The 26,168-nt window shown below is 47.2% G+C and carries 22 protein-coding genes and 1 pseudogene; 19 read left to right on the top strand and 4 right to left on the bottom strand.

The window, feature by feature from the left end:
• The first annotated feature begins 422 nt into the window (after positions 1 to 422).
• The 6 genes from pxpB to pcp all read left to right on the top strand — a co-directional run bounded on the left by pxpB (position 423) and on the right by pcp (position 5,630).
• Entirely contained in the window at positions 423 to 1,130 is a 708-nt protein-coding gene (gene pxpB / locus NSU00_RS13600; RefSeq protein WP_061566256.1) for a 5-oxoprolinase subunit PxpB, read from the top strand.
• On the top strand, positions 1,127 to 2,125 hold the full coding sequence (locus NSU00_RS13595) for a 5-oxoprolinase subunit C family protein (protein WP_019721584.1): 999 nt from the start codon (positions 1,127 to 1,129) through the stop codon (positions 2,123 to 2,125). The genes pxpB and NSU00_RS13595 overlap by 4 nt, the downstream gene beginning before the upstream one ends.
• Entirely contained in the window at positions 2,112 to 2,879 is a 768-nt protein-coding gene (locus tag NSU00_RS13590) for a LamB/YcsF family protein (protein ID WP_013860547.1), read from the top strand. The genes NSU00_RS13595 and NSU00_RS13590 overlap by 14 nt, the downstream gene beginning before the upstream one ends.
• 368 nt (positions 2,880 to 3,247) lie before the next feature.
• Entirely contained in the window at positions 3,248 to 3,937 is a 690-nt protein-coding gene (locus NSU00_RS13585; protein WP_013860546.1) for a DUF969 domain-containing protein, read from the top strand.
• Positions 3,934 to 4,887, top strand: coding sequence for a DUF979 domain-containing protein (locus NSU00_RS13580; protein ID WP_019721583.1), 954 nt, complete (start codon positions 3,934 to 3,936; stop codon positions 4,885 to 4,887). The genes NSU00_RS13585 and NSU00_RS13580 overlap by 4 nt, the downstream gene beginning before the upstream one ends.
• 95 nt (positions 4,888 to 4,982) lie before the next feature.
• Positions 4,983 to 5,630: a pyroglutamyl-peptidase I gene (gene pcp, locus NSU00_RS13575; RefSeq protein WP_061566243.1), complete on the top strand. Its 648-nt coding sequence runs from the start codon at positions 4,983 to 4,985 to the stop codon at positions 5,628 to 5,630.
• A 274-nt stretch (positions 5,631 to 5,904) separates the two neighbouring features.
• Here pcp and NSU00_RS13570 read toward each other — a convergent pair whose 3' ends face one another.
• From NSU00_RS13570 to deoD, 3 genes are all read right to left on the bottom strand, one after another.
• A complete protein-coding gene (locus tag NSU00_RS13570; RefSeq protein WP_340703818.1) occupies positions 5,905 to 7,227 on the bottom strand; it encodes an NCS2 family permease in 1,323 nt (440 codons plus the stop codon).
• Between the two features lie 327 nt (positions 7,228 to 7,554).
• Positions 7,555 to 8,754, bottom strand: coding sequence for a NupC/NupG family nucleoside CNT transporter (locus tag NSU00_RS13565; RefSeq protein ID WP_340703817.1), 1,200 nt, complete (start codon positions 8,752 to 8,754; stop codon positions 7,555 to 7,557).
• Positions 8,755 to 9,061: 307 nt separating this feature from the next.
• Entirely contained in the window at positions 9,062 to 9,763 is a 702-nt protein-coding gene (gene deoD, locus NSU00_RS13560; protein ID WP_013860540.1) for a purine-nucleoside phosphorylase, read from the bottom strand.
• Between the two features lie 326 nt (positions 9,764 to 10,089).
• On the opposite strand from deoD, the gene NSU00_RS13555 reads away from it, so the two are divergent.
• From NSU00_RS13555 to NSU00_RS13510, 10 genes are all read left to right on the top strand, one after another.
• Positions 10,090 to 11,043 carry a sugar-binding transcriptional regulator gene (locus NSU00_RS13555; protein ID WP_340703816.1) on the top strand — a complete coding sequence of 318 codons (954 nt, stop codon included), beginning with the start codon at positions 10,090 to 10,092 and terminating at the stop codon, positions 11,041 to 11,043.
• A gap of 453 nt (positions 11,044 to 11,496) precedes the next feature.
• Entirely contained in the window at positions 11,497 to 12,690 is a 1,194-nt protein-coding gene (locus tag NSU00_RS13550; protein ID WP_017554393.1) for a phosphopentomutase, read from the top strand.
• Between the two features lie 18 nt (positions 12,691 to 12,708).
• Positions 12,709 to 14,010 (top strand): pyrimidine-nucleoside phosphorylase, encoded by a 1,302-nt coding sequence (locus tag NSU00_RS13545; protein ID WP_340703815.1) that lies wholly within the window; start codon positions 12,709 to 12,711, stop codon positions 14,008 to 14,010.
• A 26-nt stretch (positions 14,011 to 14,036) separates the two neighbouring features.
• Positions 14,037 to 14,684, top strand: coding sequence for a deoxyribose-phosphate aldolase (deoC, locus tag NSU00_RS13540; protein ID WP_340703814.1), 648 nt, complete (start codon positions 14,037 to 14,039; stop codon positions 14,682 to 14,684).
• Between the two features lie 70 nt (positions 14,685 to 14,754).
• Positions 14,755 to 15,147, top strand: coding sequence for a cytidine deaminase (locus NSU00_RS13535; protein WP_013860534.1), 393 nt, complete (start codon positions 14,755 to 14,757; stop codon positions 15,145 to 15,147).
• Between the two features lie 327 nt (positions 15,148 to 15,474).
• Positions 15,475 to 17,772 (top strand): 5-methyltetrahydropteroyltriglutamate--homocysteine S-methyltransferase, encoded by a 2,298-nt coding sequence (gene metE / locus NSU00_RS13530; RefSeq protein ID WP_340703002.1) that lies wholly within the window; start codon positions 15,475 to 15,477, stop codon positions 17,770 to 17,772.
• Between the two features lie 589 nt (positions 17,773 to 18,361).
• Positions 18,362 to 18,625, top strand: coding sequence for an SMI1/KNR4 family protein (locus NSU00_RS13525; RefSeq protein ID WP_328193966.1), 264 nt, complete (start codon positions 18,362 to 18,364; stop codon positions 18,623 to 18,625).
• Entirely contained in the window at positions 18,598 to 18,843 is a 246-nt protein-coding gene (locus NSU00_RS13520) for an SMI1/KNR4 family protein (protein ID WP_340703813.1), read from the top strand. Before NSU00_RS13525 ends, NSU00_RS13520 begins: the two co-directional genes overlap by 28 nt.
• A 775-nt stretch (positions 18,844 to 19,618) precedes the next feature.
• Entirely contained in the window at positions 19,619 to 20,170 is a 552-nt protein-coding gene (locus tag NSU00_RS13515) for a helix-turn-helix domain-containing protein (protein ID WP_326244479.1), read from the top strand.
• 20 nt (positions 20,171 to 20,190) lie between these two features.
• Positions 20,191 to 21,465: an MFS transporter gene (locus NSU00_RS13510; RefSeq protein ID WP_340703812.1), complete on the top strand. Its 1,275-nt coding sequence runs from the start codon at positions 20,191 to 20,193 to the stop codon at positions 21,463 to 21,465.
• Between the two features lie 377 nt (positions 21,466 to 21,842).
• Here the strand turns inward: NSU00_RS13510 and guaC are convergent, their stop codons facing one another.
• Positions 21,843 to 22,826, bottom strand: coding sequence for a GMP reductase (guaC, locus tag NSU00_RS13505; RefSeq protein ID WP_340703811.1), 984 nt, complete (start codon positions 22,824 to 22,826; stop codon positions 21,843 to 21,845).
• Between the two features lie 423 nt (positions 22,827 to 23,249).
• Here guaC and NSU00_RS13500 point away from each other — a divergent pair, with 423 nt between their 5' ends.
• The 3 genes and pseudogenes from NSU00_RS13500 to ssuC all read left to right on the top strand — a co-directional run bounded on the left by NSU00_RS13500 (position 23,250) and on the right by ssuC (position 26,156).
• Positions 23,250 to 24,236, top strand: coding sequence for a sulfonate ABC transporter substrate-binding protein (locus tag NSU00_RS13500; protein WP_340703810.1), 987 nt, complete (start codon positions 23,250 to 23,252; stop codon positions 24,234 to 24,236).
• Between the two features lie 14 nt (positions 24,237 to 24,250).
• Positions 24,251 to 25,384 (top strand): FMNH2-dependent alkanesulfonate monooxygenase, encoded by a 1,134-nt coding sequence (gene ssuD, locus NSU00_RS13495; protein ID WP_340703809.1) that lies wholly within the window; start codon positions 24,251 to 24,253, stop codon positions 25,382 to 25,384.
• A gap of 13 nt (positions 25,385 to 25,397) precedes the next feature.
• Positions 25,398 to 26,156, top strand: a pseudogene (gene ssuC / locus NSU00_RS13490) (aliphatic sulfonate ABC transporter permease SsuC).
• Positions 26,157 to 26,168: the final 12 nt, after the last annotated feature.

Genomic DNA, 26,168 nt, shown 5'->3' with positions numbered 1-26,168 from the left:
AAACGTGCACATGCGCAATCGTTGCCTTATCCCTTAATGCCGGTGTATACTTTGAAATATAAATGTTTACAAAGTGAATAATTTAAATATAGAAATACTTTCCAAAGTTATCACAAAATATTATTCTCATGGCTGTCAAAACGCCTGCTATCAGCACGGCTTTTCCATCCGCAAGCTTCCCGCAACCGGTTTGCCGGGAGACAGATTTTTTAAAAAACAATCTTGAAACCGGATACGGTTGCGCTGCTTAAACAAAGGGTTCGAAAAACGTTAAAGCAGCCAACTGCTACTTCTTTCTTGCAGCAAATCAAAACGAAATGCTGTGGCATTACCGGCTGGGTTTTTTCAGTGACAAAATAGAAAACATTTGTTATTATATGATAATAATCTTTTTAAATGAATACAAGGATGGAGGCGTCTATATGGATTTTCAATTGTTTCCGGAAGGCGACGGCGCAATCCTGATTGAAGCAGGGAAAGAAATCAGCCTTGCAAACCACAGGAAAATCCGGGCGATCGTTTCATTAATCGAAAAAGCGGCGCCTGCGTGGATGATTGAATATATTCCCGCCTACACAACAGTCACCGTTCTGTATGACCCTTTCAAAGTTTATGCAAAATTTGGCGAATATCCCTACAGATATGTATCCCGCTATTTCACCCGGCTTCTTGAAAAAGCGCAGCCTGCATTTATCCCGGAACCGCGCACAGTCGATATCCCGGTATGCTACGGCGGCAAATTCGGGCCGGATCTCGAAAATGTTGCCCGCATCAACGGCCTTACCCCTGAAGAAGTGATCCGCATCCATGCTTCCGGCGACTACACCGTATACATGATCGGATTTGCACCAGGTTTTCCTTATATCGGCGGCATGCCTGAAAAAATCGCAGCGCCAAGGAAAAAAACGCCGAGGCTCAAAATACCGGAAAGATCGGTCGGAATCGCCGGGAAACAAACCGGGATTTATCCGATCGAAACACCCGGAGGCTGGCAAATCATCGGCCGGACCCCTGTCAAACTGTTCCGGCCGGACCGGGATGGGCCAAGCCTCCTGCAAGCGGGCGACAAAATCCGCTTCCGGCCGGTGAGCCTTGAAGAATACCAGGAACTGGAGAAGATGCCGTCATGATTAAAATCATCAAACCGGGCATGCTGACAACGGTGCAGGATCTCGGGCGGCACTACCAAAAATACGGGGTTGTCCAAAGCGGGGCAATGGATGCTTTTGCCCACAGAGTCGCAAACTTGCTTGTCGGCAATCCGGAAAATGAAGCAACACTGGAAATTACGCTCACAGGGCCGGTGCTGGAGTTTCAGAACGATACACTGATTGCCATTTGCGGCAGCGGGTTCCATGCTGTTTTGGACGGGAAACCGGTCGGGCTATGGCGCCCCGTGAAAGTGAAAAGCGGCAGTGAACTCAGACTGAGGCAGGGCGGGACCGGCTGCCGCGTCTATTTGGCAGTGGCCGGCGGGATATCTGTTCCGGAAGTGCTGAAAAGCAAGTCAACTTATTTGCGCGCAAGGATAGGCGGTTTCAACGGCAGGGCGCTCCAGGCGGGCGATGTGCTCGAAACCGGGACTCCCGGGGAAGTCTCCAGGCAACTGGCTGCATCTCTTGAATACCCGCCGGCATGGTCTGTATCGAAAAACATGCTGCCGGATTACAGTCCGTTTCCAACGATCCGGGTCATTCCGGGCCGCCATCACGATTTATTTGCCGCAGAAAGTATTGAAACATTTTTCCATGAACCATACCGCCTTTCGCAAAATTCCGACCGGATGGGGTACCGCCTCGAAGGTCCGAAACTGGCGGTAAAAGCGGCGCAGGAGATGTTATCTGAAAGTGTCAGCTTTGGAACCATCCAGGTGCCGTCCGGCGGGGAGCCGATTGTCCTGTTGGCAGACCGGCAAACGACAGGGGGATATCCGAAAATCGCCCAGGTTGCTTTTGTAGATTTGCCGTTACTCGCCCAGCTGAAGCCGGGTGATAAGCTCAGGTTCAAAAAAATAACGTTGCAGGAAGCACAGTTGCTTTATATAGAAAGAGAAAAACAAATTCGCATGTTGAAGGGAACAATTGCCTATCAGGCGAGAAGGAGGGGCACGCATGCTGAGCGTTGATCTGAACTGTGATATGGGCGAAAGTTTTGGTGCCTATACCATTGGGAGAGATGAAGAAATACTGGATTTGGTCACTTCCGCCAATATTGCGTGCGGTTTTCACGCCGGCGATCCGGCTGTGATGCGGAAAACGGTCCGGATGGCGGCTGAAAAAGGGATTGGGATCGGCGCGCACCCCGGGCTCCCGGATTTGATGGGGTTCGGGCGCCGGAATATGCAAATTTCCCCGCAAGAGGCTTATGATATGACCATCTACCAGGTCGGTGCCCTTGCTGCGTTTGCAAAAGCGGAAGGAAGTACCGTCCGGCATGTAAAACCGCACGGCGCACTTTACAATATGGCAGCCAAAGATGCGAGACTCGCCGAAGCCATTGCGGAGGCGGTTTATGACGTCAGCCCCGGCTTGATTTTATTCGGGCTTGCCGGCTCGGAACTTGTGAAAGCCGGAGAGAAAGCCGGCTTAAAGACGGCGAGCGAAGTTTTTGCCGACCGGACTTATCAACAAGATGGCTCTTTGACACCGCGGCGCGAACCGAATGCCTTGATTGAAGACCGTGAAACGGCGGCAAAACAGGTGATCCGGATGATCAAAGAAGGCGTGGTCACCTCCGTGCAAGGAGAAGATGTCAGCGTCCGTGCGGATACAATCTGTATCCACGGCGACGGCAGACAGGCGCTTGCATTCGCGGAATTTATCCGCCAGTCGCTTGAACGGGAAGGAATCAAGATAGAAAAAATCAGCCATTTGAGCTGAACAGGGTGGCGCCAACTGGAATTCCGATCGCCACCCTTGGAATGGGAGGAAAGCAGCACAACGGCTTATCCCGAAAAATCGCAGTCTCTCCGCGTAAAACCGGGCCCAATGCTATGACCAATATATTTCCCGAGTCTGCAGGGGTTAAACATTCATAACCTTCCCTCGCAAAGCCGGGCCCAACCAACTGCTGGCAGAAAACAAGCAGCACAACGGCATATGCCCGATTGGTTTAACAAATCACCGCGGAACTGCTGCTGATTGAAATTATACATTTTCCCATCACACGTGAATTCCCCCGCCTTAAAGATTACAGAACAAAAAGTACGGGTGGGGGCTATCTGTATATAGAAAAGGAGTGAACGGGTATGGTATTGATCGGTGTTGCACTGATTATCATTGGATTTGCACTCAAATTTAACCCGCTGGTCGTTGTGACCGTTTCGGGCCTTGTCACCGGATTGATCGCGGGCCTCCCGCTGAAACAACTGATTACGCAATTCGGGGAAGCTTTTACAACAAATCGCTATATGTCCATCTTAATTATTACCTTGCCGGTGATCGGCCTTTTGGAAAGAAGCGGGTTGCAGGAACAGGCGAAACATCTCGTTTCCAAAATCAAAGCAGCAACGGCCGGTAAAATCCTCACGTTTTATCTGCTGATCCGTGAAATTGCCGCAGCGCTCGGCCTGAACAGCCTTGGCGGGCACCCGCAGACAGTGCGGCCGCTCATCGCGCCGATGGCTGAAGGGGCGGCGGAAGCAAAATACGGCGATGTTCCGGAAGAAGACAGAGAAGAAATCCGTGCCCAGGCGGCTGCTGCCGATAATATCGGCCTGTTTTTCGGAGAAGATATCTTTGTTGCGGTCGGCGCCATTCTTTTAATGAAAGGATTTTTTGACCAAAACGGCATTAAAGCGGATCCGATTTCGATGGCGCTTTGGGGGTTGCCGACAGCCATATTTGTATTTATCGTCCATTCCATCCGGCTCCGTCTCTTTGACCGGAAACTGGACCGCAAGCTTGGAAAAACCGGAAGCAAGGATGTGGAAAAATGATCATTTCAACTGAGTGGATTTATATCATCATGGGAATCGTTTGCTTTTTCTGCTCTGCCTACACTTTTTTTGATCAGGCAAACAGCAGGCGCATCCCGTCCGGCCTTTTTTACCTGATTTATGCCGTTACACTCTTGTTTGGAAAAGTGATCCCGCCTTTTTACACCGGGTTAATGGTGCTTGCCATGGTGGCAATTGTCGCATTTGGCGGCCTGCAAAAGGGAAGCTACAACGGGGTGAGTGCGGATGAGCGGGAAAAAAGCCGCAAGCGGTTGGGAAACAAGCTTTTTCTGCCGGCAATTCTCATCCCGGTTTTAACCGTATTGGGCTCAAAATTGCTGGCCAATGTAAAAATTGGCTCGCGTCTTTTGCTGGATCCTTCCAATCCGACGCTTGTCGCGCTCGGGGTGGCGTGTATGATTGCCATCCTTACCGCAATGATGCTGACAAAAAGCCGCCCGCAAACCACGTTTAAAGAATCACGGCGCCTTTTGGAAGCAATCGGCTGGGCTGTTGTCCTTCCGCAAATGCTGGCGACGCTCGGTACCATTTTTACAAAAGCAGGGGTCGGTACAGTGGTGTCAGGCCTGATTACAAAAGTGATTCCGGAAAATTCGGTTTTCTGGGTCGTGTTTGTTTTCTGTGTCGGGATGGCACTTTTTACGATGATCATGGGCAATGCGTTCGCCGCTTTTCCGGTGATGGCGGCCGGGATTGCGATTCCGTTTTTGATCGAGCGGTTCGGTGCCAATGCGGACCAGATTGCAGCCCTTTCGATGTTCGCCGGTTACTGTGGCACGCTCATGACCCCGATGGCAGCAAATTTTAATATTGTGCCGGCTGCGCTGCTTGATTTAAAAGATAAAAACCATGTCATCCGTGTACAAGTGCCAACCGCGTTGCTGACACTTGCATTTAACATTGTATTGATGTATCTGTTAGTCAAATAGGAGGCTGGGCCTTACCCTGCTTATATCCATTTGAAATTTGGAGAATACGAGATTAAACGAGAGATCATTGCACTTTATTGAAGGAGGAGAGGAAAATGGAGAAAAAAGTACTCTTAACCGGTTTTGATCCTTTTGGCGGGGATAAAGTAAACCCTGCCCTGGAAGCCATCAAGCAATTGGACGGAAAAAATATGGAAGGCATTCACATTGTCACGCAGCAAGTGCCGACCGTATTTCACGAATCGATCCGGATCGCTGCTGAGGCCATTGAACGCGAAAAGCCCGATGTTGTCATTTGCGTCGGGCAGGCAGGGGGGCGCACGCAAATCACGCCGGAACGTGTGGCGATAAATATCGATGATGCCCGCATCCCGGACAATCAGCATAATCAGCCCATTGACGACCCGATTGCAGCGGACGGCCCCGCGGCTTATTGGTCGACGCTGCCGATTAAAACGATCACGAGGCAGCTGCGGGAGGCGGGAATCCCGGCTGCTGTCTCCAACACAGCAGGCACATTTGTCTGTAACCACCTGTTTTACGGCGTCATGCACCATCTGGCAAAAAACAACATACCGGCCCGCGCCGGTTTTATCCATGTGCCTTATATTCCGGAACAAACAACCGAAACAGGCGCTCCAAGCATGTCCCTTGAAACGATCGTCAAAGCGCTTGAAATTGCTGTTTCCGTCTCCGCCACGACCGAAAAAGATCTGGTGGAAACAGGCGGAGCCCTGCACTAAGACGGGGCGAACGGATGAAGGGCAAAACGGCATGGGCTGCAGTCAGAAATGTTTTCAACAGGGGTGTCTGGGCAGGGCAATGATCGTCAGCGTGCAACAAACGGAGAAAAATTGTAGCAAATCAAACAGTGTCCCGCTGCCAGCCGGCTTGCGGGACACTGTTTGATTTTCCAGGAATTTTCCTATCCGAAATGTTCTCCCGCGGCATCGCGGCGCCACAAAAAAACCCGCCTGGAAAGTTCATTTCCTGACGGGTTTTTCGCTTTTCTTCCTATTATAATAAAGCACTGCAGATCAAGTTGATCAGAAATAAAGCCCCTAATAAAATCATTACAGGGTGCAATGTTTTTGCCTTCCCTTCCAGGATTTTCAGAACGGGCCAAGCTACAAAACCAAAAGAAAGGCCGGTGGAAATACTGGACGTAAAAGGAATCAGCACGATGATCAAAAATGCCGGAAACCAGCTGCTGAAATCATCGAAATGAAGGTCTTTTAACTGCTGCATCATGATTGCGCCGGTAATGAAGATAATCGGCGCAATGGCAGCCTGCGGAATATAACCCAACAGCGGCGTAAAGAAAAGCGATAAGGCAAACAGAATGCCGGCTGTTACCGCCATGATCCCCGTTCTGCCGCCGCTTTCGATTCCGGCCGCGCTTTCTGCAGCGGCAACGGTCGGGCTTGTGCCCAATATACCCGAAATCAAGCTTGTCGCAGCACTCGCTTCGAAAGTCCGTTTGAAATTCCTTTTATCAGGGAGGATTCCTTCCAGCATGCCCATCGATTCAAAAATAAGGATCATCGACATGGAAAAGACTGCAAGCAAAAACGGGAGAGAAAGCAGGTGTGAGAAATCCCCTTTCCCAACAATCGCGCCATAGCCCGTAAAATTGGATAAGGACACATGCGCGGATTCGCTGCCGCGGATGCCAAACAGGATGCCGGCAATAGCTGTCACTGCAATGCCGATCAAAAATCCGCCGTTAACTTTTTTGATAAAAAGCATCAAGTTGACAAAAAGGCCGAACAAGAAAAGAAGGACATTCGGATTGGTGAGAGAGCCGAGTTCGATTAATGAAGCTTTCCCCGGCTGGATCAAAGATGCCTTTTCCAGCCCGATTTCAACAAGAAACAACCCGATTCCGACTGTAATGCCGGTTTTCAAGGAAGCCGGGATGGCCGCCGATAACACTGTGCCCAGTTTTGTAAAAGCCACAAGCATATACAGCACACTGGCCAGCATGGAAATCGCAAGCGCTTGTTGCCATGGCAATCCCATATTGACCACAATCGTATACGTAAAAAAGGCATTGACTCCCATTCCGGGCGTCAGGATGATGGGTGCATTTGCCCAAAACCCCATAATCAGGCAGCCAGCCACGGAAGATAAAATGGTGGCAAATACACTCAAGTTGACGGGAATCCCGGCATCCGCCAAAATCATCGGATTCACAATGATGATATACGAAATGGCAAAAAAACCGGTTATTCCGGCTGTGATTTCCCTTTTTACAATGGATTTATCAGAAAAGGCCTGCCATAAGGATGGCCGGCCGGAAGACAGCGTGCGATCATGATAGAGCTGGTGATGAGACATTTTGATTCATTCCCTTTTTATTTGTATGTTCTATTGGCAACCGCCCTGTTTAGAACGGGATGTTTGCTACACCTCCCGCCGGCATGAACAGACAGAAACCGTTTTTTCAAACAGCAGAAAGATGAAAAGCCAGCAACAAGTCGGAAAACGAGCGGCTCCTTCGACATCTCTTCACCATCTGTCCAGGTATCAGATAGAGAAGGAGACCTCATCTAAAGAGCCGTACACCCCATCCGCGAACAGGAAGGGTGCACGGATTTTTTTATATTTATTCTTCCGGAACGAAGCTCCCTGTTTTCAGGGGAAATTTTACACATGATCATCCTATCACCATACAAACAAACCGACAAAGCCGGCGCTCATGAGTGAGACAAGGATACCGGAAAGGATTAAATAGCCTGCATTTTTCGAAATATGGTTGACGGTGGCCTTGTCCGACAAATCTTTAAACGCACCGATCACCATCCCCAGCGTCGAGAAGTTCGCAAAAGAAATCAGGAACGTGCAAAGGACGGCGCGGAAATGTGGTGCGAACGTATTGACTTTTGGCGCAATTTCACCCATTACGACAAATTCATTGGTAACCAGCTTTGTCCCCATATATTGTGCCATATGGAAAGCCTGGTCTGCCGGCAGCCCGAGCAAAAAGCTGAACGGGAACAAGATGATGCCCAAAATCGATTCCAGTGTCAGCCAAGGGGCTATGAGCATCAGAAGTTTGTCAATCAATGCGGCAAGTGCGACAAAAGCGATAACAGAAGCGGCAATGATCAAAATCAATTTGCCCGCTGCCAGAATGGAGTCGCCAAGGAAAGAAAAGAAAGGTTCTTTTTCTTCTCTTTTGACTTCCACCACTTTATCTTCATCCGGATCTATCTTTACAGGGTTCAGGATGTTGACCACAATAATGGTGTTGATAATATTGAGCGGAATTGCAGAGAGCACAAACTGTCCCGGCACCATTTGTGTATAGGCCCCGATAATAGCCGCGGTAATGCAGCTCATCGACATCATCGCCAGCGTTAAATTCCGCTCCGGGCTGTTCTTTTTAATTTGCAGGCTGGAAACCGCCAACGCTTCCGTATTGCCCAGAAACATCATTTCAACAGAGAAAAACGACTCGAATTTCGGCTGGCCGGTAATTTTGGACAAAATCCATCCGAGTTTGCCGATAATCCAAGGCAATACATTGAAATAAGTTAAAATGTCAAATAAAGGAACGACGAGCAGGATCGGAAGCAACGCACTGACGAAAAAGTCCATTTGTTTGACATGCACCCAGCTGGAAAATGCAAACCCGATGCCGTCGTAAGCCGTCTGCACGAGCCAGTTAAAACCGTATGCTGCCCCATGCACCATGGCGCGCCCTACCGGAAAACGGATTAAAAACCAGGCCAGGAAAATATTGAGGATAACCATCACGGAAATGGATTTCCAATGAATATTCTTTCTATCCTTTGACAATAAATAAGCGACGCCAATAAATACCAAAATGCCAACGATGTTGAGAAGCAAATATCCGAACATGGCACAGACCTTCTTTCCATTAAGATAAACAAAACGTTTATGAAGCTTTCAGCATGTCCCTTGTACGCTTCCGGTTACATCTGAAATTTCAAATGTTTTCGGAAAAAAATCATACAAAAACATGGTGGCTGTGTTCTGTTTCACAAAGTGAATATAACACTGAATTGAACAATAGTAAACGCAAGCATAAAATTATTTTCAAAGATTAAATTTTCAGTTTACAGGAAAGGGAAGAAAAACCAGGGAGGGCAATAGATTCCGGGAAAAAGAAGAGCCGGCCGATAAACCGGCCGGCAACATTTTTTGCTTACTTTACAGCAGCATCTAAAGCAACGCGGATCATGTCATTGAATGTAGTCTGGCGTTCTTCGGCCGTTGTCGCTTCCCCAGTTAACAGGTGGTCGCTGACCGTTAAAATTGCCAGTGCTTTTCTGCCATATTTGGCTGCCAGCGTGTAAAGGGCTGCAGTTTCCATTTCTACGGCCAAAATGCCGTATTGTGCCCATTTTTCGTGGTCAGCGTAGTCATCATAGAATAAATCTGCACTGAACACATTGCCGGCTTTCAAATTCAATCCTTTTTCCACGCCGCTTTCGTATGCGCTTTTCAGCAAGTCAAAATTTGCCAGCGGTGCGTAATCCATTGCACCGAAAATTTTCCGGTTGATTTGGGAGTCGGTCGATGCCCCCATGGCTAGAATGACATCGCGGATTTTGACATCTTTTTGAATGCCGCCGCATGTCCCGACACGAATTAAATTTTGCACACCGTAATCCTTCATCAGTTCCGTGATATAAATCGAAATGGAAGGAATGCCCATGCCTGTGCCTTGGACCGATACTTTTTTGCCTTTATACGTTCCCGTAAATCCGAACATATTTCTCACTTCGTTATAGCATACCGCGTTCTCAAGGAAATTTTCCGCAATATACTTCGCCCTGAGCGGGTCTCCCGGCAACAGGATCGTGTCAGCAATCTCGCCTTGTTTTGCGCCAATATGTGTGCTCATTTTATGATGCTCCTTTACTGAAATTGTCATCCGTAAAAATGGCCGGATGCAGCATGCCTGAATTGTTGAAAAAGGTGAAAAGATAGTCAAACCAAGATGCATCTTGAATTCTAGTGCCAATATAACACGCCCGAAAAATTTTGTAAACGCGGACATGAAAATAATTTCACAAACCCGATTGCCAAATGAAAAGAAGAATGGTTAAAATAAAGGCAGAAAGGGCTGCTGCATGTTTGCATGCCAAGCCATGCTGCCGCGCTGCACGATTTTCCAAAAAAATTTTACACAAAGCGCCATTTTCGTGTCAGGCCGGGGAGGGGAACCTGATGAAGAAAGAAATGGAGAAAAGCAAGTTAAGCATTGAAGTGGCAGAGCTCTATTATCAATTGAACTACAGCCAGCAAGAGATATCTGAACATTTGAAAATATCACGCCCGACGGTTTCCAGATTGCTGCAATACGCGAGAGAAAAAGGATATGTGCAAATTAAAATTGCGGATCCTTTCGTGGATTTGCAGCAACTCGAGCAGCAGCTGGCCGAAAAATACCGCCTGAAAGAGGCGTGTGTCGCGTTTTCACCTGCATCAGATCCGGCAACCATTCTGCATTATGTGAGCATCCGGGCGGCCGAATATTTAAGCGGGTTGATCCGAAACGGTATGAGTATCGGCATCAGCTGGGGATCGACCATCTATGAGGTCGCGGCAAAACTTCCGAAAATGCATGTAAAAGGGGCAGAAGTGGTACAGTTAAAAGGCGGGACGAGTTTCTCGCATGTAAACACGTACGCATGGGAAACGTTAATGCTTTTCGGCAATGCCCTGCAGACGCTCCCTGTCTATTTTCCGTTGCCGCTGTTGTTTGAAAAGGCGGAAGCCATGGAAATCGTCATGCAAGATCAATCCATCCAAAAAATTATAGAGAAAGGCAGGGAAGCCCAGGCAGCCATTTTTACGGTCGGGGCTGCAGATGAAGAGGCCTTGCTGTTTAAGCTCGGTTATTTTACCGAAGCAGAAAAAGAAAAACTGATGGAAAAAGCGGTCGGGGATGTGTGCTCACGGTTTATAGACCGAAACGGAAAGATATGCGACACGTCGATTGACAGGCGGACGGTGAGCATTGAACTTGCGGAACTGCGCAAAAAAGAATGGTCCATCCTCATTGCGGGCGGCAGGCGGAAAGTCCTTCCTGCCCATACGGCACTTACAGCCGGCTATGCAAACGTATTGATTACCGATCAACATACCGCCAAACAATTGCTGGGCATGGAACAGGGATAAAGTAGGGGTTCCGGTAAAAGAAGAAAACAGGCATGCGGTTTCCTGCATTGTGATAGCCAAGCAACATAGCGCAATACAAATGCCGGGATAAAAGGTCCGCGGAAAACGGGTGTGCTGATTGGCTGGATTTTCCAGATTGCCGGCTTGCAATAAAGCCAATCCTGAATGGACGCAACGCGCGAAAAAACAGGCGCCCCCAATATCGCTGTGTCCCAGATATTGACAAAGAAAAAACAGAGGGCTATGATGGGGGCGAAAGGAAGCGATTACAGCAGGTAAAAATATTTACCGCGTTTTCCGGGTCTTCCTTGCTGCCTGCCGGCCAACCGTTTTTTCAGGTAAACCTTTCAATGTGGCTGTCATTCTGTTTTCACAACGGGGTGCCTGAGCAGTACCAGCAAATGAGGCAAGTGAGTTTTCAAACCATGTTTTGGCATAAAGGAGAGAACAATGATGGCAGAAAAATTTAAAAGAGTATCGATTATTGTACTGGATTCGGTCGGAATTGGAGAAGCGCCCGATGCAGAAAAGTACGGCGATGAAGGGTGCGACACACTCGGCCATATTGCCGAAAAAATGAACGGGCTCAACGTCCCGAATATGGCAGCGATGGGATTGTCCAATATCCGTCCAGAAAATCCGCTCGTTGGGGTGCCGGTTCAGGAGCATCCGAAAGCTTTCTTCACCAAAATGCAGGAAATTTCTGCAGGGAAAGACAGTATGGACGGCCACTGGGAAATGATGGGCCTTCCTGTCACAAGCCCGCTGCACACGTTTCCGGAAGGTTTCCCTGATGAATTGATAAAAAAAATCGAGGATTTTAGCGGCCGCAAAGTGCTTTGGAACAAACCGGCAAGCGGCACGGAAATCATTAAGCAGTTCGGTGAAAGGCAAATGGAGACAGGGGAGCTGATTGTGTATACTTCCGGGGATTCTGTTCTCCAGATTGCGGCCCATGAAGAAATCATCCCGCTTGAAGAATTGTACAAAATCTGCGAATATGCGCGGGGGCTGACGATTGATGAGCCTTACCGGATCGGGCGCGTCATTGCAAGGCCGTATGTCGGAACGTCCGCCGATAATTTTACAAGAACATCCAACCGGAAAGATTTTACACTGGAACCAACGGAAGAAACTGTGATGGATTTTATCAAAGACAGCGGGCTGGATTCCATCGCCATCGGCAAAATCAACGACATATTCAGCGGTCACGGGATTACAAAAGGATTCCACACGGAAAGCAATATGGACGGCATGGATAAATTAGTAGACGAACTGAAAAAACCGTTCCACGGCCTCTGTTTTACAAACCTTGTCGACTTTGACGCGAAATACGGCCACCGCCGTGATCCGATCCGTTACGGACAAGCGATTGAAGCGTTTGACAAACGGCTGGATGAAGTGCTGCCGGAACTGTCGGAAGAAGATTTACTGATTATTACAGCTGACCACGGAAACGACCCGGCGTTTAAAGGAACGGACCATACACGGGAATTCGTGCCGCTGCTTGTCTACTCCCCGCGTTTTAAAGAAGGCCGCGCCCTTCCTGTAAGGCAGACGTTTGCCGATCTCGGCGCAACGGTCGCAGAGAACTTCGGTGTCCGTGCGCCCAAAATCGGGACCAGCTTTTTGAACGAACTACGCTGAAAAGAAAGGTGACGAGCCATGCGGATGATCGATATTATTGAAAAAAAACGGAACGGCAAAGAACTGGCAACAGAAGAAATCAACTTTTTTGTGAAGGGGTATACAGAAGGCACCATTCCCGATTATCAGGCAAGCGCCCTAGCTATGGCCATCTATTTCCAGGATATGTCAGACCGTGAAATCGCGGATCTGACCATGGCGATGGTCCATTCCGGGGAGACTCTTGATCTGTCCGCCATCCACGGCATCAAAGTGGACAAACATTCAACCGGCGGTGTCGGTGACACAACAACGCTTGTCCTGGCCCCTCTTGTCGCAGCACTCAGCGTCCCGGTAGCGAAAATGTCGGGCCGGGGCTTGGGGCACACAGGCGGTACCATTGACAAACTGGAATCCATTCAAGGGTTTCATGTTGAAATTACGACAGACCAGTTTATTGATTTGGTGAACCGGGAAAAAGTCGCGATTATCGGACAAACCGCTGACCTGGCCCCCGCTGATAAAAAGCTGTACGCACTCAGGGATGTCACTGCGACGGTGGACTCCATTCCGCTGATTGCAAGTTCAATCATGAGCAAAAAAATTGCTGCGGGTGCAGATGCCATTGTTTTAGATGTCACAACAGGCGCCGGCGCTTTTATGAAAAATGAAGAAGATGCCATCCGCCTCGCTGAAACAATGGTCCGGATCGGCAACCATGTCGGCCGCAAAACCATGGCCGTGATTTCCGATATGTCCCAGCCGCTCGGATATGCCATCGGGAATGCCCTCGAGGTAAAAGAAGCCATCGATACGCTAAAAGGAGAAGGCCCTGACGATTTAACGGAACTGGTGCTTGCGCTCGGCAGCCAGATGGTGGTGCTTGCCGGAAAAGCAACGACATTGGAAGAAGCAAGGAAGATGCTGAAAGAAGCCATCGCGAATGGCGCCGGTCTTGAAAAGTTTAAAAAATTTGTCGCCAACCAGGGCGGGGATCCTTCTGTGATTGACCATCCGGAAAAACTGCCGCAAGCGAATTATGCGATCGATCTCCCGGCAAAAACTTCCGGGTACGTTTCCAAAATGGTTGCAGACCAGATCGGGGTTGCGGCAATGATGCTGGGGGCAGGACGCGCCACGAAAGAAGATAAAATTGATTTTGCAGTCGGAATCGTTTTGCGGAAAAAAGTCGGGGATCGGGTAGAAGCCGGGGAACCGCTCGCCACGATTTATGCAAACCGGGAAGCAGTCGAAGAAGTAAAGGAAAAAATATACGACAATATCACCATCTCCGATCACGGCGAGGAACCAAAACTGATCCATAAAATCATTACAGAATAATCGATCCTATTGAAAGGGGAAATTTTATGACGAACCTTGCAGCGTATATTGATCATACCTTATTAAAACCGGAAGCAACCGAAAAAGACATTTTAAAATTAACAGCAGAAGCCGCACAATATCATTTTGCATCTGTCTGCATTCATCCTTACTGGGTGAAATTGGCTGCCAGAGAGCTGGCTGGAACAGGCGTGAAAGTCTGTACCGTCATCGGTTTCCCGCTTGGCGCCACAACGGCGGAGACAAAAGCCTTTGAAACGAAAAAAGCAATCGGGGACGGCGCGGATGAAATTGATATGGTCATCAATATCGGCGCATTGAAAAGCGGCAATACAGAAGCCGTGGAAGCGGATATCCGTGCGGTCGTGGAAGCGGCACAAGGAAAATTGGTCAAGGTCATCATTGAGACCTGCTTATTGACAAACGAAGAAAAAGAATTGGCTTGCAGGCTGTCTGTCAAGGCTGGCGCCCATTTTGTCAAAACGTCAACCGGATTTTCAACAGGGGGTGCCACGGTAGAGGATGTAAAACTCATGCGGCAAACAGTCGGGGACAAAGCCGGCGTCAAAGCTTCGGGCGGAATTCATACAAAAGCAGAAGCGGAAGCCATGATTGAAGCCGGCGCGACAAGAATCGGGGCCAGCTCTGGCGTGAAAATTGTGAGCGAATCGTAAGCGGGGGTTCGCCCGTTTTGGCTGTCGGGCCGGTGCAAATCTTAAGCGATTAAGAAAGGGAGTGCGAGACATGGATGTTGAAAAATGGGTCAAAGATGCCATTGAAATCCGGAAAGCCGCCTATGTTCCTTATTCCCACTTTGAGGTCGGTGCCTGCCTTGTTACAAAAAGCGGGAAGGAATATTTAGGATGCAATATTGAAAATGCATCATACGGATTATCCAACTGTGCGGAAAGAACGGCTATTTTTAAAGCTGTATCCGAAGGGGAAAGGGAATTTCAATACATGGTCATCGCCGGCGATACGGATGAACCCATTGTGCCATGCGGGGCATGCCGCCAAGTGATGAGCGAATTTTGCGGGAAAGATATGCCGGTCCTGCTTGTCAACACAAAAGGCGACAGGCGGCTAACCACTGTCGGAGAACTCCTCCCCGGCGCATTTTCCAAAGACGATATGTAAGCCAAAAACAGGCAGCAAACATGTTTGCTGCCTGTTTTTGTGCGGCGATATGCGGGACCAGCATGCACTTATATGCAGCGGATTCCTGCAATTATTTGGAATGCATAAAGATCATTCGTACGGTTTTACCGTTTAAAATGGCATTTCGAACGATTTTCCCTCGAAAATAATCACCAACGTATTCGCCGAATCCAATTTTTCCTTGCATTCAGGCACCAGCCTGTATACAATAAGAAACATAACTTCAGTATTTTTCATAACTTCGGTATTTTTTCATAACTTCGCGGCAGAACCCCTTATACAGGGTCACGAACAAGGAGGAGAACGATGTCAAAAGTAAAAAGTTCCAACTTAGGTTACCCCAGAATTGGAGAAAAAAGGGAGTGGAAACAGGCGCTCGAGCAATTTTGGTCAAAAAAGCTTTCTGAAGAAGCGTTTTTAAAACGGGTAAAGGAATTGCGCTTGAGTTATTTGGAAAAGCAAAAAAATAGCGGGATCGATCTGATTCCTATCGGTGATTTTAGCTTATATGACCATATTCTCGATACTTCAGTTCTTTTCGGCCTTATCCCTGAACGGTTTCACCATCAAAACGGCGCTGTCAGCTTAGATACATATTTTAGTATAGCCCGCGGCAATTCTGACGCGGTTGCTTCCGAGATGACAAAATGGTTTAATACCAATTACCATTACATCGTCCCGGAAATAAACGCCGGCACTCAACCTTATATTACTGAAAATCGTTTGCTCAATCTTTATCTTGAAGCGAAGCAAGAGCTGGATATTGACGGAAAGCCGGTTATTGTGGGCCCCGTTACCTTGTTAAAACTATCAAAAGGGTTTGAAAAGAAGGACTTCCCGAATCTTTTGCGCTCCCTTATCCCGCTTTATATCGAAGTCTTTGCTGATCTTCAAAGAGCGGGAGCAACATGGATTCAAGTCGATGAACCCATTCTTTCGACAACGCTTGACAAGGAAGAGCTTGGCTGCTTTAAAGAAACGTACGAAGCTTTTCATCAAGCTGTTCCCAATTTGAATATTTTACTTCAAACGTACTTTGAATCTATTGATCATTATCAGGACGTAACAGCCCTCCCTGTCCAAGGGATTGGCCTTGATTTTGTATATGATGGCGGCGCAAATCTTGAATCACTTAAAAAATACGGTTTTCCGGAAGATAAAGTGCTTGCCGCCGGAATGGTAGATGGCCGAAATATTTGGCGCACCGATCTGGATGAAGCATTACATCAAGTAAATGATCTCCTCCATTTTGTGGATCAGGAACGGCTTTGGATTCAGCCATCCTGCAGTTTACAGCATGTTCCCGTCACGGTCCGCCAAGAAAACGAGCTGGAGCCTGTTTTAAAAAATGCGATCAGCTTTGCAGATGAAAAACTGAAAGAAGTCGTGGCACTTGTAAAAGGCGTGAATGAAGGGCGCGATGCCATTCTTGAAGAAATAAAAGAAAGCAAAGAAGCGATACAGGCATTAAACCGCTCATCACATCGAAACATTGATTCGGTTAAAGCGGAAATTCAATCGCTTGGAAATAGCATGCCAGCACGTCCGTTGCCATTTTCCAAGCGGCAGGCCATACAAGAAAAGAAGTGGCAACTGCCGCTTCTGCCGACGACAACCATTGGCAGCCTGCCGCAAACCAAAGAGATCCGCTCAGCCAGGCAAAAATGGCGCAAGGGTGAATGGACGGAAAGCCAGTATGCGCAATTCATTCAGCAAAATATCGCAAAATGGATTAAAATTCAGGAAGACCTCGGCATCGATGTGCTCGTCCATGGTGAATTCGAACGGAATGACATGGTCGAATACTTTGGCGAAAAACTTCGTGGCTTCGCTTTTACCCGTTTTGCCTGGGTTCAATCCTATGGTTCCAGATGTGTCAAGCCGCCGATTATTTTTGGCGATGTGGACCTGGAATCGCCAATGACCGTAAAAGAAAGCACCTATGCCCAAAGTCTGACAACCCGGCCGGTCAAAGGCATGCTCACCGGCCCTGTTACGATTTATAATTGGTCATTCGTTCGAAATGATATTCGCCCATTTGATGTCATCAATCAAATTGCGCTTGCCCTGAAAAAAGAAATTCAGGCCCTTGAGGAAAATGAGATTCGGATGATCCAAGTAGATGAACCGGCTATTCGCGAAGGGTTGCCATTAAAAGAGGAGAAAAAAGAAAAGTATCTTCATGATGCTGTTTATGCTTTCCGTTTGGCAACCAGCTATGTGGAGAATAGCACCCAAATCCATACACATATGTGCTATTCGGAATTTGATGAAATCATTGATGCCATCGACCAACTGGATGCTGATGTGATCTCAATCGAGGCTGCCAGAAGCCATGGGGAAATCATTTCCACTTTTGAAGACCATCAGTACGATAAAGGGATCGGCCTCGGTGTCTATGACATTCATAGCCCCAGAATACCAAGTGTCGAGGAAATCAAGACGAGCATTGAACGTGCGCTTCGCGTGATTGACCCTAAATTATTCTGGATCAATCCTGACTGCGGCCTGAAAACAAGAAAACCGGAAGAAACGATTCCTGCACTTAAAAATCTTGTCCAAGCGACGAAAGAAGTCAGGGAAAAACATTTACAGCTCAAGTAAAAGCGAAAGGATATGGGCCATCATTGGCTCATATTCTTTTTTAACATAGACATGCTCTATGTTAAGGAACAACGACATTTTTGCATGCTTTCTTAACGTAGACGGCCTCTATGTGAAGGAACAAGGCCAATTTCGCACGGTTTCTTAACGTAGACAGCCTCTATGTAAAGGAACGAGGCCAATTTTACATGCATTCTTAACGTAGACGTGCTCTATGTAAAGGAACAAGACAATTTTTCCACGCATCCTTAACGTAGACATGCTCTATGTAAAGGAACAATGCCATTTTTGCACGCTTCCTTAACGTAGACAGCCTCTATGTAAAGGAACAAGGCCAATTTCGCACGCTTTCTTAACGTAGACATGCTCTATGTGAAGGAACAATGCCAATTTTGCATGCTTCCTTAACGTAGACATGCTCTATGTTAAGGAACAACGATTTTTTTGCATGCTTTCTTAACATAGACATGCTCTATGTAAAGGAACAACGCCATTTTCGCACGCTTCCTTAACGTAGACTAATAAACGGAGAGCTGGCTATTGGAAACACAGGGCGAATGATTATATTTTGGAAATGGAGGAATAGATTTTGAGCATAGAAAACTACGAAAAGGCAAAACAACTAATCTATCAAAATGAAAAAATCGCAGACTTTGTAGGTGGCCGGAATAACCATTTAATATTAATGGCTGAGGAAAAGCTTGGATTAACATTTTCCAATTTATATAGGGACTTTTTATTATCCTTTGGAGCAGGAAATTTCGGATCACAAGAGATATACGGAATCATTACGGAATCATTAAGGAGGACTTTGAAAACTCTTCAGTGCCCGATGCAATTTGGTATACCTTAACAGAAAGAAAGGAAAGTGACCTTCCTATGCATCTTCTTGTTATTTATGACACTGGGGAGGACGAGCTTTTTTGTCTTGACTTTAATCATGTTGGAAATAAAAAAGAGCCAAAAGTGGTATCGTTTATTCCTGGAATAAGTTTAGAAAATCAGCAATACAAAGTCATCGCAAATGACTTTGGAGATTTCTTATTAGATCTCGTCCAACAAGAAATATAGAATCCCTCTTTTTTCGACGGACAAAAAAGGTATTGCTGGAAGTAATTCTATAGATAAAACTGTTATCAGTGCAGATGGAATCGACGGCGGGTGACGGTTCGTTACTTACAACCCGAAACAGTTTGTCACTGAGGGCGTATATGGGGTAGGTCTGTCTGTCACCACTTTAAAACAGGCTTCTTTGCGCAATAAGAAATTGTAAACGAAATCCACTGACCAAATTTACGAGCTACTGTGGCAATTGGCAAGAAAAGCCCCGGACCTAAGCAACGGTAAGTAAAGCTTACTAAATGAGCAATATTATGGGAAATAAAACCAAACATGAAAGCCATATGGGATTCATCGTAATGCCGAAAAAGCGTTGTCCTCGTAAGTGCAATTTACCGAATGAGTCGCATAAAACGCAAAAAAATTCCAGCATCCGTTAATACGTTCTCACTAAGTGATTGAAATGATTTGCCACAAGAAGTTTATAATTTTTAAAAAAATGTTGACTTTCTGGAAAGACAGGTGTTAAAATCGTATTAATAAATTTAAACGTATTAAAAAAATAACACGAGGGGAGAACTTCATATGGGGATAAGTACTGACGATTCTCAAGTTCCCAATTTTTTTGACTCAACATATCGGTAAGTCTATTCACATCTATTAGAAAGAGAAATGATCAAAAGAAGCCCCCTTATCAAATTCGAAAAATAAGCCCGGGATCTTACTCCAAAAAACTTGGCATGCACCATCTGCCCTAATCGAAATGATACGTTTGGATGTGTTGATAATGAACGATGTTTTCTATGTAGAGAACCTGGATCAATTAAAAGCGTTAAGCGATCCTTTTAAAGTAAAAATCTTGTGGGAAATAGACGAAGTTTCCAAAACGGGGAAAATGCTCGCTGACCAATTGCATTTATCCCCGTCAAAAGTAAGATATCATTTAACCGAGCTGGAAAAAGTAGGGCTTGTGAAAATTGACAGGACTGAGGAAAAAAATGGTATTGTCCAAAAGTTTTATCGTACAGTTGCGAAAAATATCTCTCTTGAAAAAATCACGCCCTATATAAATAAAAGCAATCCGTCTCTTGGTGAAGGATTAAAGGAAAGCATGATGATATCTTTAAACAAAACAGCCCAATTGTTGGCAAGCCAGGACATTGATGATATTTCCGATATGCAGCAAGTTACGGGGGATTATCGTCTAAACAAGGAAGAAATTGAGAGACTGAACGGAATGTTAAAAGAAATATATTTGCTTTTAAGAGACGCAAGCCAGGATCCGCAAAAAGAAGGGGAAAAGTACCATATTCATTTGACTGTTTTCAAAAATCGTTAAAACGGATGGTGAGTTGCATTGTGACAGTGCTCAAACAACAATCTTCCCTCTGCTTTTTCTTAGCGCAATTTATTTCACGCTTTGGCGACGGCATCACGACGACGATTATTTTGTATCTCATTGGAACGACATCAAAAGATCCGTTCTTTATTGGGCTTGTTCTTTTTGCACAATACGGGCCGATGCTTTTGTTCGGTTTTTTTACCGGGACCATGGCAGACCGGTTTCCTAAACACTTCCTCATGATTGGAACGGATCTATACCGGGCTTTTGTAATGATTGCGATGATCTTTTCAACACATGTGATTTGGCTGCTCATTATGCTCGTTTTCCTTTCCGGTATTGGAAATGCCATTAGTTATCCAGCCAGGTCTTCGTTTATTCCTCATTTGGTTGGAGAACAACAGATTACGGAAGCGTTGAGCATTTCTCAAGGCATCAATTCGATTATGCAAATTGCCGGTCCGGGTGCAGCCGGGATACTCCTGGTACTGACATCCGCCTCTAATATCCTGATCATTGACGTTGTCACTTTCTTGGTATCGGCATTTTTGACAGGTGTGTCCGTCAAAATGATTCACTATCATCAAGCACACAATGACAATCAAAGCCAGTCTTCATCCATATGGCGTTCTGCAAAAGATGGAGTAAAAACGGTCTTTGCTTTAGCGCCCCTCACCTTTCTTATTGCATTGATCATGCAATTGATGTTTGCGGCGGGGATTTTTAATACGACATCGACTTCGTTATTGCTGCAAGATTTCCATGTTTCCAGTTTCCATTATGGCATGATTGAAGCAATGGTAGGCGCAGGTGCATGCATCGGCGCCGCAATGGGCCCGTTTCTCCTCCTGCACTTTAAACCGGGACATCTGCTCTTTTTTTCGTCAGCCTTCATGGGGATATGGATGATTTTCGTTGTTCTTTTACAGCAGCTTCCCGGCGTTTATACGATTCCTTCATTATATATATGGGTTTCGATCATAGGGTTAATCAATGCGTTTCTTAATATCCCAATCAGCAGTTTGTTTCTTGGCCTGACGCCGGATATTTATAGAGGGAGAGCGATGGCTATTTTACAAATGTCGTCAAATACCGGACTGCTGCTGGGCATTGTCATTTCAGGGCTGCTTTCCCGGTTTTTGGGAGCCGTCTTCGTCACTGCCATTTCCGGTACTTTACTCGTTATTATTTCGCTCCTCGCGACTAGAACGAAAGGGTTCAAGGCACTCCTCGCCATTGATAAAAAAATGAAGAAGCCGGAAAAAGAAAATGTGGTGGTATCGGGCGAATAATTGCAATGGATGATCATTTGGTGGGCCTTACATCCAGCGGCTACTTGCAGATCACTTACAAACTAAAAAAGGCAGCGGGTGTTTGCTGCCTTTTTGGGATGCTTGGCTAGGGGCGGAAATAGGGCTTGCTGCATAAGCAAAATTCCTAGATTTGGAAAGGTTGCTGACAGCTTTGGCAACCATTTAATGCAAGGGATTTACAACCATTTCAGGGAAAAGCTTGCACTCGAAAGCCGATTCAACGGATGGAGAAGATAAAATCACCCATTTTCGCAAAAGAATTCTTCTATATTTTTTTGAGACAGAGCTTGCAGGCAAACTTAGAATCGGATTCGTTCAGCAAGCCCTAAATAGGGTACGTTCAACTGTGACGGGCGTTAATATACCCGATCTCCGTTAAAAATGGAACTTTTTACAACGACATAGTCCACTTTCCGAATGTCCGCCAGTTTGTTACCGCCGGCATAGGAAATGGCAGATTGCAAGTCCTCTTCCATTTCTTTCAGTGTATCCTGAAGCGGACCTCTGTATTCCACGTACATTTTTTTCCCTTCGACATTTTTGCGTTCCCCTTTTTGAAACTCCGATGCCGAACCGAAATACTCTTTGTAAAGTTTTCCGTCCATTTCAATCGTTTCACCCGGGGATTCTTCGTGCCCGGCAAAAAGGGAGCCGATCATTACCATTGTCGCCCCGAACCGGACCGATTTGGCAATATCGCCGTGCGTGCGGATTCCGCCGTCCGCAATAATCGGTTTGCTTGCCGCCTTTGCACACCAGCGCAATGCCGCCAGTTGCCAGCCCCCTGTTCCGAACCCGGTTTTAATTTTTGTAATGCATACTTTCCCCGGCCCGATCCCGACTTTTGTGGCGTCTGCCCCGGCATGTTCCAGTTCCCGGACAGCTTCGGGCGTGCCGACATTTCCGGCAATGACAAAGGTTTCCGGCAAATGCTTTTTGATGTGATGGATCATATCAATCACGGCATTCGAATGGCCATGTGCAATGTCAATTGTTATATACTCCGGCTCCAGGTTTCTTGTAGCCAGCTCTTCAATAAATGCATATTCTTCCGGCTTGACGCCTGTGCTGATAGAAGCATAAAGCCCGCGTTCCTTCATCTCCTTTACAAACGAAAGCCGCTTTTCCGGCTGAAAACGGTGCATAATGTAAAAATATCCGTTTTCCGCAAGGTAGACTGCGATTTTTTCATCTATAATTGTTTGCATATTAGCCGGCACAACAGGCAACTTGAATTTCCGCCCGCCCAATTCCACACTCGTATCACATTCCGACCGGCTGTTTACAATGCATTTTTCCGGAATCAGCTGAATATCTTCATAATCAAACACTGTATCCATGGTCTTACACCCCTAAAAACGAATATTATTTGAATATAACTCAATAAACGTTCGTACATTGGTACTTTACCTGATTTTTTTACAATTGTCAAAGGTTTTCATGAAAGTGCACCATCCACCCCGATGCCGGCGGCCAGCACGAATCTTAAAAAAATATAATAATACTTTACATGTCGGAATAGTGGAATTAAAATGAATTTAACCTTTCAAACGGGAAACCACATCTGACGGGTACAGATGTGGAAAGACAATTGAAATATTTTGAAGCCGGCCGGTCAACCGAAGGCTCCTCACTTTATTTAAAAGATGAGGGGCCTTTTTTGCGGCCTTATACCCACTAAATAAATCGGAATGATAGGAAAGGAGACGGTGCCCATGTGTACCTCCTACATAATGCTATAAAACAGGAAAGGAGAGAGGGAAATGTTAAAAAAAGGAAAGCGGCTGGTGCCGGTCTATTTGCTGCTGATCACAGCCATTTTTTTACTCATTAGCGGATGCAGCACCGCAAAAGAGGATGCAGCGGCGGCAAAACCGGGCGCAAAAAGCGGCAAAGTGGTCCGGATTGGCTATCAGAAATTCGGGACCTTAAACATTTTAAAAGCGAAAGGGACACTTGAAAAAGCACTGAAACCGCTCGGCTATTCCGTAAAATGGACGGAGTTTCCCGGCGGCCCGCAGCTTTTGGAAGCGCTGAATGCGGGGAGCCTGGACTTTGGCCACACGGGGGAAGCGCCGCCCATTTTTGCCCAGGCGGTAGGGGCGCCGCTCGTATATTTTGCCAATTCGGCCAGCAATCCAAAAGGGGAAGCCATCATTGTCCCGAAAAATTCCAACATTCACAGCCTCAAAGATTTAAAAGGCAAAAAAATTGCGTTGAATAAGGGTTCGAATGTCCACTATTTGCTTGTACGGGCATTGGAGAAAGCCGGCATTTCCTACAGCAGCATCCATCCGGTTTTTCTGGCGCCCGCCGATGCGCGCACTGCATTTGAAAAAGGGGATGTCGATGCATGGGTGATCTGGGATCCGTTTTTGGCTGATGCACAGCTGGCAACGAAAGCCCGCACCATAGTGGACGGCACCAGCCTTGTCGAGAACCGGGAGTTTTTCCTGGCAGCAAAGCCGTTTGCACAAAACCATGCGGACGTTCTCCAAGTGATTTTTAAACAACTTGAGAAAACAGACCTATGGGTGGAGAAAAATCCAAAGCAGGCGGCTGAATTCCTGGCGCCGCAGATTGGAATGGATAAAAAATCATTGGAACTGGCGCTCAGCCGCAAACAGTTTGGCGTTGAAAAAATCACAGCGCAAACGATTAAGGGCCAGCAGCAAATCGCAAATGAATTTTACAAACTGAAGTTAATTCCGAAACCAATCAAAGTGAAAGAAGCATTTTTATCCAAATGAAGGGGGAATAAAGGATGAACGTATTTTGGTTTATACCGACACATGGCGATTCGCGCTACCTGGGGGTAACAACCGGCGGGCGGGCCGTCACATTCAACTATTTAAAGCAAGTGGCACAGGCTGTCGATCACCTCGGCTACACCGGGGCGCTGCTCCCAACCGGAAGATCTTGCGAAGATGCATGGGTGGCGGCCTCGAGCCTGATTCCGGTTACTTCAAAAATGAAGTTCCTCGTTGCGGTCCGGCCTGGGATCATGTCTCCATCGCAGGCAGCGAGAATGGCCGCAACATTTGACAGGCTTTCCGAAGGGCGGCTGCTCATCAATGTTGTCACCGGAGGGGATCCGGTTGAACTGGCGGGGGACGGTCTCCATCTCAGCCACCGCGAACGTTATGAACTGACCGATGAATTTCTGACAATCTGGCGGAACTTGCTCGAAAACAGGGAAGCGGATTTTACAGGCAAATATTTAAACGTAAAAGGGAGCAAACTGCTTTACCCAACGGTGCAGCAGCCTTATCCGCCGCTTTATTTCGGCGGGTCGTCGGAAATCGGGCAGGAAGTGGCGGCAAAACATGTCGATGTCTATTTGACCTGGGGCGAGCCGCCGGAAAAAGTAAAGGAAAAAATCAGCCATGTCAAAAAACTGGCGTCAGCACAAGGAAGGACAGTGCGTTTCGGCATCCGGCTCCATGTCATTGTCAGGGAAACAGAAAAAGCGGCGTGGGATGCTGCCAATGACTTGATCCGGTATGTGGATGATGAACTCATCCAAGCGTCCCAAAAGATTTTCTCACGGTTTGACTCGGTCGGCCAGCAACGGATGACATCCCTGCACAACGGCAGCCGGGACCATCTTGAAATCAGCCCGAACCTTTGGGCCGGCGTTGGGCTCGTGCGCGGCGGGGCGGGAACGGCGCTTGTAGGCAGCCCGGAAATTGTCGCAGAAAGAATGAAGGAATATGCAGAACTTGGCATTGAAACGTTCATTTTATCCGGTTATCCGCATCTTGAAGAAGCGTACCGGACGGCTGAGCTGTTGTTCCCGTACCTGCCGCTTGAGCAGCCTGATGCCCCCGCTTCCAATATCATCAGCCCGTTCGGCGAGATTGTGGCGAACGATGCACTGCCGAAAGTATTAAAGTAAGGAGGCCGGTCTGATGTTGAAAAAACGCGTCATGCCATGGGTGGTGCCGGTTTTCCTGCTGTTTGCCTGGCAGCTTGCAAGTTCGGCCGGCATTTTGCCATCCAATGTGCTCCCAAGCCCTGTTGCCGTTGTAAAAGCGGCTTGGAGCCTCACACAATCCGGGCAGCTTTTCGATTATATCGCCGCCAGCGCAAAACGGGCACTGGTCGGATTTTTGGTTGGCGGCGGAATCGGATTTGGGCTCGGGCTGTTTACCGGGCTGTCCAAAAAAGCGGAGGGCCTGCTCGACAGTACCGTGCAGATGGTCCGGAACGTTCCCCATCTCGCCCTGATTCCGATTGTTATTTTATGGTTCGGGATCGGGGAAGAGGCGAAGCTGTTTCTCGTCGCGCTCGGCACCTTTTTTCCAATCTATTTAAATACGTTTCATGGCATCCGTTCGGTGGACAGAGCGCTGATTGAAATGGGGGGGGTTTACGGGCTGAAAGGGCCGGCGCTTTTTTGGCATATGATCCTGCCGGGGGCGCTTCCTTCCATTTTGGTCGGTGTGCGCTATGCGCTCGGGGTCACATAGGTAACCCTGATTGTGGCCGAAACGATTGCATCCAACTCCGGTATTGGTTATATGGCCATGAACGCCCGCGAGTTCATGCAACTTGACGTTGTCGTTTTGAGCATTGTCTTATATGCCCTTCTTGGAAAACTTTCCGACTGGCTGGCAAAAATCGCGGAACAACGATTGTTAAAGTGGCACCCGTCATATCAAAAATAAAGGAGGAGGAAA

It is taken from the genome of Weizmannia sp. FSL W8-0401 (assembly GCF_038009125.1).
In the GTDB taxonomy this organism is placed as follows: Bacteria; Bacillota; Bacilli; order Bacillales; family Bacillaceae_C; genus Weizmannia; species Weizmannia coagulans.
The sequence above is the reverse complement of the archived record's forward strand: the minus strand, read 5'-3'. Positions and strand labels throughout refer to the sequence as shown.